This window comes from Pseudomonas sp. B10(2017) (assembly GCF_002113295.1).
Taxonomy (GTDB): domain Bacteria; phylum Pseudomonadota; class Gammaproteobacteria; order Pseudomonadales; family Pseudomonadaceae; genus Aquipseudomonas; species Aquipseudomonas pudica.
This window is the reverse complement of record NZ_NEJU01000003.1, coordinates 377,446-391,066: the sequence shown is the minus strand read 5'-3', so window position 1 is coordinate 391,066 and position 13,621 is coordinate 377,446. Positions and strand designations below refer to the sequence as shown.

7 protein-coding genes are annotated in these 13,621 nt (G+C 62.4%); 6 read left to right on the top strand and 1 reads right to left on the bottom strand.

What is annotated here, in order from left to right; genetic code table 11:
* The first annotated feature begins 10 nt into the window (after positions 1–10).
* The gene (gene hutG / locus CAF92_RS06535; protein ID WP_085599835.1) at positions 11–814 is read left to right on the top strand and encodes an N-formylglutamate deformylase; all 804 of its coding nucleotides are present in this window, start codon (positions 11–13) and stop codon (positions 812–814) included.
* 59 nt (positions 815–873) lie between these two features.
* Here the strand turns inward: hutG and CAF92_RS06530 are convergent, their stop codons facing one another.
* On the bottom strand, positions 874–6,399 hold the full coding sequence (locus CAF92_RS06530; protein ID WP_256573688.1) for a dermonecrotic toxin domain-containing protein: 5,526 nt from the start codon (positions 6,397–6,399) through the stop codon (positions 874–876).
* Between the two features lie 171 nt (positions 6,400–6,570).
* On the opposite strand from CAF92_RS06530, the gene pip reads away from it, so the two are divergent.
* The 5 genes from pip (at position 6,571) to CAF92_RS06505 (ending at position 13,578) form a co-directional block, all read left to right on the top strand.
* Positions 6,571–7,542: a prolyl aminopeptidase gene (gene pip, locus CAF92_RS06525; protein ID WP_013974556.1), complete on the top strand. Its 972-nt coding sequence runs from the start codon at positions 6,571–6,573 to the stop codon at positions 7,540–7,542.
* Positions 7,539–7,976: a D-aminoacyl-tRNA deacylase gene (dtd, locus tag CAF92_RS06520; protein WP_085599831.1), complete on the top strand. Its 438-nt coding sequence runs from the start codon at positions 7,539–7,541 to the stop codon at positions 7,974–7,976. The genes pip and dtd overlap by 4 nt, the downstream gene beginning before the upstream one ends.
* A gap of 263 nt (positions 7,977–8,239) precedes the next feature.
* Entirely contained in the window at positions 8,240–9,961 is a 1,722-nt protein-coding gene (locus CAF92_RS06515) for a glucan biosynthesis protein G (protein ID WP_218191744.1), read from the top strand.
* Positions 9,954–12,527: a glucans biosynthesis glucosyltransferase MdoH gene (gene mdoH, locus CAF92_RS06510; protein ID WP_025340923.1), complete on the top strand. Its 2,574-nt coding sequence runs from the start codon at positions 9,954–9,956 to the stop codon at positions 12,525–12,527. Before CAF92_RS06515 ends, mdoH begins: the two co-directional genes overlap by 8 nt.
* 253 nt (positions 12,528–12,780) lie before the next feature.
* Entirely contained in the window at positions 12,781–13,578 is a 798-nt protein-coding gene (locus CAF92_RS06505) for a transporter substrate-binding domain-containing protein (protein ID WP_024087841.1), read from the top strand.
* The last annotated feature ends 43 nt before the right edge of the window (positions 13,579–13,621 follow it).

Genomic DNA, 13,621 nt, shown 5'->3' with positions numbered 1-13,621 from the left:
GTGAGGCACGATGGACAAGGTACTGAGTTTTCACCAGGGGCGCCTGCCGCTGCTGATCAGCATGCCCCATGCCGGCCTGAAAGTTTCGCCGGCTGTACGAGACGGTCTGGTGGACCAGGCGCGCAGCCTGCCGGACACCGACTGGCATATTCCACGGCTGTATGACTTTGCCCGTGAGATGGGCGCCAGTGTCGTGGCCGCGGAGTATTCGCGCTTCGTCATCGACCTGAACCGCCCGGATGACGACAAGCCGCTGTACGCCGGTGCCACCACTGGCCTGTACCCAGCCACGCTGTTCGATGGCGAGCCATTGTTCAAGGACGGGCTGGTGCCGACAGGCGAGGAGCGCAAGCAGTATCTGGAGCAGATCTGGCGCCCCTACCACGACACGATTCGTCGCGAGCTGGCGCGGCTGCGCGAGCAATACGGCTACGCCCTGCTGTGGGACGCCCATTCGATCCGTTCGCTGATCCCGCACCTGTTCGACGGCAAGCTGCCGGACTTCAACCTGGGTACCTTCAACGGCGCCAGCTGCGACCCGGCTCTGGCCGAGCGGCTGAAAGAGGTGTGCGCCCAGGCCCAGGGCTACAGCCATGTGCTCAATGGCCGCTTCAAGGGCGGGCACATCACCCGGCATTACGGCGATCCGGCCAACCACATTCATGCGGTGCAGCTGGAACTGGCGCAAAGCACCTATATGGAGGAAGCCGAGCCGTTCGGTTACCGCGAGGACCTGGCACGGCCGACACAGGAGGTGTTGAAGCAGCTTCTGCAGGCAGTGCTGGACTGGGGCAAGGCGCATTACGGGCGGTGAAGTTCGCCAGTAAGAAAGGCGACGCGATGCAGGTCATGCGCGTCGCCAGTTACTTTGGGTCAGTTGTTGTTGATCTGCTTGATGGTGAGTTCGCGCAGTAGCTCCCTCTCTTCCTGATCCTTGTCATCTTGCAGGCCTTGCTGCAAGTTCAACTCGTCCTGAAGCGAGTGGTCCTTGTTTGCCAGCTCAAGCACCCGCAGGCGAAAACGTGCTTCTATTTCGGCGAAGCGGTCGGCAAATTCGGCTCGCAGGCGCGTGGTCCAATCCATATTCGCCAGCATGTATTCGACCAGTGCATCGCTCAGTTCACTTTTCCGGACCTTCTCCAGCACGCTGGATAGCTCATCGCGCGCCAGGTTCGCAGCACCTCGAAAACGCATGCTGTCGGCAATCGGCAGGTCCAGTTCCCTGGCCAGTTCCCGGCGGTAGGCCAGGCGTACCGAGACCCGGTCACCCGTGCCAGTCCGTTGGTTGGCCAGCAGCTCCAGCTGTTCGATCCGGAAAAGTTGCAACAGGCGACGACGCAGTGCTTGCAGGGAGTCACCGGCGTCGATCAACAGGCGTTGGCTCATCAGATACAGTTCAATATTATTGAACTCCTGCAGCGCTCCATCGTGGCAGGTCCGCGCGCCGGTTACCGGGTCTGGCAATGCCGCAGCGGCGATGCTCTCCATGATCGGGCGTTCGGTTTCGTTGCTTGCAGCCACCACCAGCATGATGCGCACCCGTTCGCAGAAGGTGGCTCGCGTATTCGGGTCAACGTATGGGGCGGCATTGTGCAAACGGCCCGCCAGACGCAACAGATCACTGCCTTCGAGCCGCTCCCAGCAGTCCTGCAATGCGGCATTCTGTGCTTCGCTACCCAGCATCCAGTCCTCCAGCCTGGGCGTATCATCTCCCAGCAGTGGGAAGTGAGGATGGTCGAGAGATCCTTCGCTTGAAGAATCGGCGAACATCAGGTCGTCGGGGATATCCAGGGCAAAGGAATAGCTGTGCTGACTGTCCGAGAAGGTGCGTACCCGCAGGATGGTTTCAAGAGGCAGCGGGTTGTCGAACAAGGCGATCGACGAGATCGGCATGGGATTGTTCAGGTTCGACAGGATGTGCTCGGGCAACTGGGTGATGTTGTTCGAGCTCAGGTCCAGAAGTTCCAGTGGCAGCAAGCTGTCACACCAGATGGGCCAGGCTTGCAGGTTCATGTTGGTCAATGCGAGTGACTGCAGGTTGTTGGCCAATGATGCGGGTACCCGGTCGATGTTGCCTACACGGTTGCCCGACAGGTCCAGCGAGGTCAGGTTTCGCAGCCCTGCGAAAATGTCCATCATGGCCTGGTCGACCTCCAGCCCCATGTTGCGAAACTCCAGGTAGGTAAGTCGGGGAAGGCGAACCAGGGCAGATGCCAGCGAGGGCATGGCGGCCTGGTGTTCATCGATGGTCAACCGGCTGATGTTGGGGAACCGGCTGAGTAGTTCATCGAGCTGCGAGGCGCTGCCCCGCAACCGCGTCAGGCTTAGTGCACGCACCCGGGCGCCAAAGAACGCTGGAAGCCGCCTGGGGAAATGCTCGATGGCCACATCCTCGAGTTGCAGGCGCAGGTATGACTGGCCCTGCTCCTGTTGTTCCCAGAATTGACCGATCGCCGACGCGATGCGTTGCCTGTCCGCCAGCGCGGCCTGGGTCAATGGGTTGCTCGAGCTGGATGCCTGGGCCCAGCCATCGATCGCATCGCGCATCTGCCGTCGCTCATCGCGAATGCGTGTGAGCTGTTCGGAAAGTGCTGCTGGCTGGTCAGTGGTGATACCCGAGGTGTCGACGCGGTCATTAAGCAACAAGCGCTGCAGGTGGGTTTCATTGATGCTGTTGCCTTCCAGCGAGATCACCGGTGGGGTGGTCAGCATGTCTGCTTCATGAAGCAGGAACGAGGGCAACGACCTGAGATTGTTGTGGCGCAATGACAGATGGGCAATGCGCGCCAGGGCGTCGCTGCCAATCCCGATCGGCCATTGGGCCAGTTGCATCTGGTCCAGGCCCAGGTAATCCAGGGTCAATTCATGGAAGCTTGGCCTGTTGCTCTGCGCCAGCCGGTTACCACTCAGGTCGAGGTGTCTCAATTGGCGAAGCCCAGACAGCAGGTTCAGGTCGCTTTCGGAGAGCGTCATGTTCTGGTTGGTGAGCACCAGTCGTTGCAACCCTGGCAGGCACTCGGTGATGGTGGGCACGCTGAACAGGAAGGGCGAGGGCGTTGCCCTGGGGTCAAACGAACGGCTGATTTCCAGCGACTCGATCTGTGGCATCTGCCTGAGCAGGCGTTGCAGCAGGCGCTCGTTCTGCGCCCAACCCGCCAAGGACCCAGACGGCAGGTCGATCAGGCTCAGGCTGCGCACGCGTGAATTGAAAAAGGCGGGCAAGGTGAGCGGCACGTCGGCAAGGGGGACGCGGGCAATACGCAGTTCGGTGGTGGGCCCGCTGCTCTCGTCCAGAGCAGTGTCGTACCAATGTTGCATGATCGAGTCACGCAGGCTGTCGTAGTCGTGTGCTGCCTGGTCGGTTGCCGGCGAAATGGCTTCGCTCCAATCGTCAAGGCTGCTTTGCAGCTCCTGGCGCTGCTCCAGCAGTGTCTGCAAATGTTCGAGTATCTGCAGTTGCGTACGGCCGCGGCTGGCAAGTGCCAGCAGAATCTGATCCGCTGAGCGGCCGGTACGTGCGGCGAGCCCTGTGGCTTCGATAGCTTCCAGCAGGCGCTGGCGGGTGATGCCATGGGTGGCCGCGCCGCCGCCACTGAGCGGGTAGCCCAGGCGGCCATCGGCCAGGCGCATGGGAGAACGGTAGCCAGGGCGTACGGGCTGCATGCCCAGTAGCATCCTCAAGGCCGGGCGGGGCGGCAACGGGCTCTCCTGTACAAGGCGCTGCAGCGCTTGCTGATCGGTGACGTCCATGCTTGCCATGGCCGCTGGTAGTGCCTCGTACAATGCAGCGAAAAGGCTTGGATGCACCTTGACCACCGCACTGGGCAGACTCTGGTCGTGGACGATGTACCCTGCTTGGGCATGGGTGATGGTCTTGACTGGGTAGGTGTCAGGCGTGCCTATGGCATGATCCTGGGTCGGCCAGAACATGCGCTGGAGCAGCCGGAGCCTGGTCTGCGCAGGCCAGCCTGGCAAGCGTTCTAGCGTATGCATGATCAACAGGTCGCTATCCCAGTTCGGCACGCTGGACAGGTACAGCCCTTCGCGGGCGCGGGCAAGGCGAATTTGTTGCTGGTAGATGCGCACTTCTTCGGCAAGGCGTATTGGTACCTTGCCGTTGTCGAGCATCTTCAGTTCGTTGGCACTGGCCTCGCGCGCCAGCTCATCGGCGACTGCTGGCGGCAATTTCGGATACGCTCTCTGGATCGCCTCGGCGCCCGGTGCCAGGTTGCGCGAAAGGCCGGCGTAGGCCCTGTAAAACTCAGCTGGCCGAGTGCTCTCGTCTGCTAGCTGGCGGATTGTTTCGTCCAGCTTGAAGCGTTGCAGGGTGTCTTCCAGCAAGGCGGGCAGCCGCCGGCTTTCGGCCAAGGTTCGGCGCAGCTCGTCTTCGTGTACGCCACTGATGGTGACAATCTGCTGCAGCGTCGGCTCATCGAAGTGCGCACTCAAGTGGCCGATGCGGCGCAGGAGTGTCATGCCCGACCAGCTCAGTGGCTTATCCGTAACGTGCAACCATGCTCCGGCACCGTTGTGCCGCATTGGCGGCTGGTAACGGCGAGGACTTGCAGGGTGTTGCACACGATATTCACCTGTCGTTGGCGCTTGGCTGACGATGTACTGATTGCCCTGCAGTACCAGCCAGCGTTTCCCTTGGTGATGCCGTAGGCCCAGTTCGTCCGGTACCAGGTCATGGGGCAGCATTTCGGAGCTCTGGTAGGGCGTCAGGTCGGGTTTCCACAACCGTATCTGACCATCGGCTGTTTCCACGCTTTCCAGTTCTTCGATGAATGAAGGCGTTTCTACAGGAATACGGGCTATCTCTGGCTCCGCGCCCGCTCTCTCTTCTGTGTCCGGCCCTTCCGGCGCCGTGCCGCTTTCGCTGCCCCGTGAGCCCCCCAATGCCCTGGCTGCTGCGGCGAGGGCGGCCATGGCGGCCACGTTTTCGATCACATCGACCAGATAGCCATAGGCAGTGTCACGCTCGTCGTTTTTCCAGGCGTCGATCCCTTCATACACCTCATGGGCCAGCTGGGCCAGGCAAACGGCAAGCATTGCCTCGCCAAGCCCTGGCACGAAGAAGCCGGCGATGTTCAAGGCCGTAAGCACGCGGCCGGCAACCAATTCCCGGTGGGCTTGCGTGGTGCGCCGGTCGACGATTTCGGTCGGAGTGGCGTGGAACAGCACATCCTTCTCATGACGCTGGGCCTTCTGGAAAGCCATCACGCCTTGGAAGGCGTGGCTGAAAGGCCTCATGACCGGGTACAGGGTGGCATGCGGGTCAATTACACGTTCATGCAAGCCGCGGGCACTCCAGGCGAGGGGCATGAGCCGGTCTTTCAGGCGGGTGGTTATAGACGCCTTGTCGCGGTCGGCGAGGTGCCTGTCCAGATAGCCGATATCGGTCTGTAGCCTGTCGCGCAATTCGTCGTGCACGGCTTGCTGGCTGGCGAACTCCTTGAGGGGCGTCGTGCTGTCTTCAGGAATGTACAGCGCCACGGCCTGATGCCCTTCAGTTTGCAGGGTAATGAGCACAACGCCGGTCAGCTCGGCTTCCCACAGGTCGAGCAAGCTGAACGTCACCGGCGAAGAGGGCGATGGCACCTGGTCAAGTGGTGTTGCAAGAGCGGCACAATAGAGTGCTTCGCTGATATCACCCTTGAGGCGGGCGAAATGCAGGGATTGCCGGAATGCCGAGACCTCGGCACGCCCCAGGGTTTCATAAACGGCCAGTGCAGCTTTCTCGGCGCCGAGTGAAAGCGTGGCCGCCGGGTAATAGATGGCATGTACCTGTTCATGGTACTTGCCGCCGATATCCAGCGTGCGACACAAGTCGGCGAAGTCTTCGGCGGCGATATCCAGTGTATTGATGATCGGCACGGTGCCCATGAAGCGGCGGTGATCGACGATGACCGACCGCTTGAGCAGGGAGGCGGGCGCGTCCATGCCATGTTCGGCGGTGGCGTCACGGTCGAAGTTGTGCAAGGCGCACTGCAGCAGCGAGCGTGTAGCCCGGTCGACGGCCTGGCGGCTGTCGACGGTGTTGGTCGTTTCGATCAGGCGGGCATCGACGAGGTAGGTGTTGCGCACATCCAGGTCAAGCCTGAATCGCTGCTTTATGGCTTCGGTGAGTGCCTTGGTGGCGTAAGTTTCCAGGGTGGGAAGCTGTTCGAAAAGCTTGTGCACCTGTACCTGGTGCTCGCGGTGGCGTGCGTGTTCTACCTGCCATGCCTTGGCGACTTCCGGTTGTTGCTGGAGGGCCATCGCCAGCCAGGCAGGGGGCTGATGCCAGTTGCGCATCGCACGGTGGGTTTCTGGTGGAGCGTGCTTGAGCCAGGTGGGGATTCTGCGCTCGATGGTGGCGTAATGAGCACTAGGCACGGCAGTGACTGCAGTTGGCATGGCGAGGCCCTTGCTTGATTTGGGGCGAGGGACTATCGCGGGCCTGCCTGAGTTGCTGGAGGTAGATATATGTGCCCCTTGCCGTGCGGTGGCATCAGCGCGGGCAGTGCTCAAAGCGCAATTCAGGTTTATGATGGCCCACGGCCGAATAATCCTCACACGGAGTGCGCAATGCAGACCCTGTACCCGCAGATCAAACCCTACGCCCGGCACGATCTGGCCGTGGAAGCGCCGCATGTGCTGTATGTCGACGAAAGCGGCTCGCCAGAAGGTCTGCCGGTGGTGTTCATCCACGGCGGCCCGGGCGCCGGTTGCGACGCCCAGAGCCGCTGCTACTTCGACCCGACCCTGTACCGCATAATCACTTTCGACCAGCGCGGCTGTGGCCGCTCCACGCCGCACGCAAGCCTGGAGAACAACACCACCTGGCACCTGGTCGAGGACCTCGAGCGCATCCGCGAGCACCTTGGCATCGACAAGTGGGTGCTGTTCGGCGGTTCGTGGGGCTCCACCCTGGCCCTGGCCTACGCCCAGACCCACCCCGAGCGGGTGCATGGCCTGATCCTGCGCGGCATCTTCCTGTGCAGGCCTCAGGAGATCCAGTGGTTCTACCAGGAAGGCGCCAGCCGGCTGTTCCCCGATTACTGGCAGGACTACATTGCGCCAATCCCGCCAGAGGAGCGTGGTGACCTGGTCACGGCATTCCACAAGCGCCTTACCGGCAACGACCAGATCGCCCAGATGCACGCGGCCAAGGCCTGGTCCACCTGGGAAGGCCGTACCGCCACCCTTCGCCCCAACCCGCTGGTGGTCGACCGTTTCTCCGAGCCGCAGCGCGCGCTGTCGATCGCCCGTATCGAATGCCACTATTTCATGAACAATGCCTTCCTCGAGCCGGACCAGCTGATCCGCGATCTGCCAAAGATCGCCCACCTGCCGGCGGTGATCGTGCATGGCCGCTATGATGTGATCTGCCCGCTAGACAACGCTTGGGCGTTGCACCAGGCCTGGCCGAACAGCGAGCTGAAGGTGATCCGTGACGCTGGCCACGCCGCTTCCGAGCCGGGCATCACCGATGCCCTGGTGCGTGCCGCCGACCAGATGGCCCGGCGCCTGCTCGACCTGCCCCTGGAAGAAGCATGAGGGGCCTGTTGCAGCGTGTGCGTGGCGCACGGGTGGAGGTGGCGGGGGAGGTAGTGGGTGCAATCGACCAGGGGTTGCTGGTACTGGTGGCCGTCGAGCCTGAAGATACCCGTGAGCAGGCCGACAAACTGTTGCACAAGCTGTTGAACTACCGGGTGTTCAGCGACGAGCAGGGCAAGATGAACCTGTCGCTCAAGGATGTCGGGGGAGGTTTGTTGCTGGTGTCGCAGTTCACCCTGGCGGCGGACACCCGCAACGGCATGCGCCCGAGCTTTTCGACAGCAGCGCCACCAGCCCTCGGCGCCGAGTTGTTCGACTATCTTTTGCAGCAGGCGAAGGCCCGGCACGCCAATGTGGCAAGCGGCCGTTTCGGGGCAGACATGCAGGTGCACCTGGTCAATGATGGCCCCGTAACATTTATGTTACAAATGTGAGTGTAAAAAACCCCTTGTTCACAGGAAAACAAGGGGTTTTGTACGATAAATAGTTGTTCCAGCCTGATGCGTTGTCACGCGACCTGCTGGATAATCGCGCGCTGCATGGACCTGCGTTCGCAGGTTCGTTTCACTCTGACTCGAGTACTGTCTGGATCCGTTTGGGGAATCATTACGCCCTCACGGGGTCCGAACAGTGCTCGCCAACCCGGCATTTGTCGCTGGCCGTTGGTTTCATGATCTGTTTTCGGCGAGGGTTGCTCGTGATTGTTAGTCCCCAAAAAGCATCAAGAATCCCCGGTACCGGGCTGCGCAAGGCCCTGATGGCCAGTGTGGCAGTGGTCGGCCTGATGAGCGCGGGCCAGCTGTGGGCATTCAATCTTGACGATGTTGCAGCCAAGGCAAAGGATCTGGCCGGCCAGAAGTACGAAGCACCGAAAAGCAACCTGCCGGCCGTATTCCGCGACATGAAGTTCGCGGACTACCAGAAGATTCATTTCCTGCAGGAAAAGGCCGAGTGGGCCAAGGACAAGACCCCATTCAAGCTGTCGTTCTATCACCAGGGCATGCACTTCGACACCCCGGTGAAGATCAACCAGGTCACCGCCACCAAGGTCGAGGAAATCAAGTACGACCCGAGCCGTTTCGAGTTCGGTGACGTGCCACACGACCCGGAAACCACCAAGAACCTCGGTTACGCCGGCTTCCGTGTGTTGTACCCGATCAACAAGGCCGACAAGCAGGACGAGATCATGACCTTGCTTGGCGCCAGCTATTTCCGCGTGGTCGGCAAGGGCCACGTGTACGGCCTGTCGGCCCGTGGCCTGGCCATCGACACCGCACTGCCGTCGGGCGAGGAATTCCCGCGCTTCACCGAGTTCTGGGTCGAGAAGCCCAAGCCGGCCGACAAGCACCTGGTCATCTACGCCCTGCTGGACTCGCCACGCTCCACCGGTGCCTACAAGCTGATCCTGCGCCCAGGTAACGACACGGTGGTCGACGTGCAGTCCCGCGTGTTCCTGCGTGACCATGTCAGCCGCCTGGGCATTGCCCCGCTGACCAGCATGTACCTGTTCGGCCCCAACCAGCCGTCCAAGGTCCTCAACTACCGCCCGGCCCTGCACGACTCCGAAGGCCTGTCGATCCATGCCGGCAATGGCGAGTGGCTGTGGCGCCCGCTGAACAACCCGAAACATCTGGCCGTGAGCAACTTCAGTGTCGAGAACCCGCGTGGTTTCGGCCTGATGCAGCGCCAGCGTGCCTTCAGCGACTATGAAGACCTCGACGACAACTACCAGAAGCGCCCGAGCGCCTGGATCGAGCCGAAGGGTGACTGGGGCAAGGGTACCGTCGACCTGGTCGAAATCCCGACTGCCGACGAGACCAACGACAACATCGTGGCCTTCTGGAGCCCGGAAAAGCTGCCTGAGCCAGGCAAGCCATTCGAGTACGCCTACCGCCTGCACTGGACCATCGACGAGCCGAAGTTCCAGGCTCCAGAGCTGGGCTGGGTCAAGCAGACCCTGCGTTCCACCGGCGACGTCAAGCAGTCCAACCTGATCCGCCAGCCAGACGGCAGCGTGGCCTTCCTGGTCGACTTCGCCGGCCCGACGCTGGCCGCCCTGCCGGAAGATACCGCCGTGCGCAGCCAGATCAGCGTGGGCGACAATGCCGAGGTGGTCGAGAACAACCTGCGCTATAACCCTGAGACCAAGGGCTGGCGCCTGACCCTTCGTTTGAAGGTCAAGGAAGCCAACAAATCGACCGAAATGCGTGCCGCGCTGGTGCGTGACGTGCCGGTCGAAGCCGCCAAGCCTGCCAAGGACGCCAAGCAGGACAAGGCTGCAGCCAAGCAAGCCAAGGCCGAGAAAGCCGCCAAGGCCGAACAACCTGCCGCCGATGCGGCGCCCACCAACGGGACCCCGGCCACCACCGAGAAGGTGCTGACCGAGACCTGGAGCTATCAGTTGCCTGCCGATGAGTAACTCAAGCGCAAGGCCGGAATCGCTTCGCGAGTACCTGGCCCACCTACCACTGAGCGACGAGCAGCGTGCGGAACTCGCCAGCTGCACGTCCTTCAGTGAGCTGCACCAACGCCTGGCGGCCAACCCGGCCGCCAGCTCTGCCGAGGCCGTGCAGGCCTCGGTGGGCCCGCGCCTGACCGTAGGCAGCGCCGCCGAGCTGGAAGACGCCGAAATGCTTGGCGTCGACGGCAGTGGCCGCCTGTGCCTGAAGATCGCACCGCCGATCAAGCGCACCAAGGTCGTGCCCGAGCCATGGCGCACCAACGTGCTGATTCGCATGTGGCGGCGCATGACCGGTCGCACCAACGCCCCGCAGCCGCCCAAGCGCGAGCTGCCGCCAGCCCGCTGGCGCACGGTCGGCTCGATCCGCCGTTACATCCTGCTGGCGCTGATGATCGGCCAGACCATCGTTGCCGGCTGGTACATGAAGGGCATCCTGCCGTACCAAGGCTGGTCGTTCGTAGACTTTGACGAAGTCGTCAACCAGCCGCTGTGGGACACCGTGGTACAGGTTTGGCCGTATGCCTTGCAGACGTCCATCCTGGTTCTCTTCGGCATCCTGTTCTGCTGGGTATCGGCGGGCTTCTGGACCGCGCTGATGGGCTTCCTCGAGCTGCTCACCGGGCGTGACAAGTACAAGATTTCGGGTAGCAGTGCAGGCAACGAGCCGATCGCGCCCGAGGCGCGTACCGCGTTGGTGATGCCGATCTGCAACGAAGACGTGCCACGTGTGTTCGCCGGCCTGCGCGCAACGTTCGAATCGGTGGCCGCCAGCGGCAACCTCGACCGTTTCGACTTCTTCGTGCTCAGCGACACCAACGACACCGACATCGCCGTGGCCGAGCAACAGGCCTGGCTGGACGTGTGCCGCGAAACCAAAGGCTTCGGCCGCATCTTCTACCGCCGCCGTCGGCGCCGGGTGAAGCGCAAGAGCGGCAACCTCGACGACTTCTGCCGTCGTTGGGGCGGCGAATACAAATACATGGTCGTACTCGACGCCGACAGCGTCATGAGCGGCGAGTGCCTGAGCAGCCTGGTGCGCCTGATGGAGGCCAACCCGGACGCCGGCATCATCCAGACCGGGCCGAAGGCTTCGGGCATGGATACCCTGTATGCGCGCCTGCAGCAGTTCGCCACCCGCGTGTATGGCCCGCTGTTCACCGCCGGCCTGCACTTCTGGCAGCTGGGCGAGTCGCACTACTGGGGCCACAACGCGATCATCCGCATGAAGCCGTTCATCGAGCACTGCGCCCTGGCGCCGTTGCCGGGCAAGGGTGCGTTCGCTGGTGCAATCCTCTCCCACGACTTCGTCGAAGCCGCGCTGATGCGCCGTGCCGGCTGGGGCGTGTGGATTGCCTATGACCTGCCGGGCAGCTACGAAGAACTGCCGCCGAACCTGCTCGACGAGCTCAAGCGCGACCGCCGCTGGTGCCACGGCAACCTGATGAACTTCCGCCTGTTCCTGGTCAAGGGCATGCACCCGGTGCACCGTGCGGTGTTCCTCACCGGGGTGATGTCGTACCTGTCGGCACCGCTGTGGTTCCTGTTCCTGGTGCTGTCGACCGCGCTGCTGGCGACCAACACGCTGATGGAGCCGCAGTACTTCATCGAGCCGTACCAGCTCTACCCGCTGTGGCCGCAGTGGCATCCGGAGAAGGCCGTGGCGCTGTTCTCCACCACCATCGTGCTGCTGTTCCTGCCCAAGCTGCTCAGCGTCATCCTGATCTGGGCCAAGGGCGCGACCGAGTTTGGCGGGCGCATCAAGGTCACCCTGTCGATGCTGATGGAGATGCTTTTCTCCATGCTGCTGGCACCGGTGCGCATGATCTTCCACACCCGCTTCGTGCTGGCCGCGTTCCTCGGCTGGGCCGCGACCTGGAACTCGCCGCAGCGTGACGACGACTCCACTCCGTGGAGCGAAGCGGTGCGCCGCCACGGCCCGCAGACCCTGTTGGGCATTGCCTGGGCGGCGCTGGTGGCCTGGCTTAACCCAAGCTTCCTGTGGTGGCTGGCGCCAATCGTTGGTTCGCTGGTGCTGTCGATTCCGGTTTCGGTGATCTCCAGCCGCACCCGCCTGGGCCTGGCGGCCAAGGACGAGAAGCTGTTCCTCATCCCCGAGGAATACGCCACTCCGCAGGAGCTGCTGGCCACCGACCAGTACACCCACGAAAACCGCTGGCATGCCCTGCATGACGGCTTCGTGCGGGCTGTGGTCGACCCGCGGCAGAACGCCCTGGCATGCGCCATGGCCACTGCCCGTCATGGTCAGGCGGCGCCTATCGAGGCATTGCGCGTCGAGCGCGTGGCCAAGGCGATGGAGGTCGGGCCGCAAGGGCTGGACCTCAATACCCGCCTGGCCCTGCTCAGCGACCCGGTGGCGCTGACCCGCCTGCACGAGCAGGTCTGGGCCGAGCACAATGCGGCGTGGATCAACGTGTGGCGTGCATCGATCAAGAACGACCCGCATTCGCCGCTGTTGCCGCTGCATCCGGAGAATGAAGGCCAACCGGCACTCGTCGGCGCCTGATCGGGCCTATTCGCGGGCACGCCCGCTCCCACAGGGTACTTCACAGCCTTTGAGGCTTGCGCTGTACCTTCGGGAGCGGGCGTGCCCGCGAAGCTTTTCAGGGCTCCCACCGATTTTGGCCAACAAAGTCCCCCCCGGCTCTAGGTCCCCGAGCCGCCATGCGTTAGCATCCCTCTCCGATATGACGCATCGGCCGCCACGGCCATGCCAACAATAAGATTCGCTACTTTTCTTGCTAGGGGACTTGGTGATGATCAAGAAATACCTTTCGCGACTGCTGGTCGGTGTCACCGCCCTGGTCGCCGTGACGGCGGCCCAGGCGGGCGCGATCGATGACGCGGTCAAGCGCGGCACCCTGCGGGTGGGCATGGATCCGACCTACATGCCTTTCCAGATGACCAACAAGCGTGGCGAGATCATCGGCTTCGAAGTCGATATCCTCAAAGCCATGGCCAAGTCCATGGGCGTCAAGTTCGAGCCGGTATCCACGGCCTATGACGGCATCATCCCGGCCCTGCTGACCGACAAGTTCGACATGATCGGCAGCGGCATGACCCTGACCCAGGAACGCAACCTGCGCCTGAACTTCAGCGAACCCTTCATCGTGGTTGGCCAGACCCTGCTGATCCGCAAGGAACTGGCGGGCGAGATCAAGTCGTACAAGGACCTGAACAACGAGAAGTACCGCATCACCTCCAAGCTCGGCACCACCGGCGAAATGGTTTCCAAGAAGCTGATCGCCAAGGCCAAATACCACGGCTACGACAACGAGCAGGAAGCGGTGATGGACGTGGTCAACGGCAAGGCTGACGCCTTCGTCTACGACGCGCCGTACAACGTGGTGGCAGTGGACAAGGCCGGTGCCGGCAAGCTGCTGTTCCTCGAAGAACCCTTCACCTACGAGCCGCTGGCCTTCGGCCTGAAGAAAGGCGACTACGACAGCATCAACTTCATCAACAACTTCCTGCACCAGATCAAGCATGACGGGACCTACGATCGTATTCACGACAAGTGGTTCAAGAACAAGGACTGGCTGAAGGAAATGGAATAAGGCCCAGGCCACAAGCCGGCTTTATGACCCCGACGCGCAGGCA

Bases quoted from the DNA above. Each gene is read 5' to 3' on its own strand.
- pip (WP_013974556.1), top strand. From the start codon at position 6,571: ATGCAGACCCTGTACCCGCAGATCAAACCCTACGCCCGGCACGATCTG.
- CAF92_RS06530 (WP_256573688.1), bottom strand. From the start codon at position 6,399: ATGCCAACTGCAGTCACTGCCGTGCCTAGTGCTCATTACGCCACCATC.
- mdoH (WP_025340923.1), top strand. From the start codon at position 9,954: ATGAGTAACTCAAGCGCAAGGCCGGAATCGCTTCGCGAGTACCTGGCC.
- dtd (WP_085599831.1), top strand. From the start codon at position 7,539: ATGAGGGGCCTGTTGCAGCGTGTGCGTGGCGCACGGGTGGAGGTGGCG.
- hutG (WP_085599835.1), top strand. From the start codon at position 11: ATGGACAAGGTACTGAGTTTTCACCAGGGGCGCCTGCCGCTGCTGATC.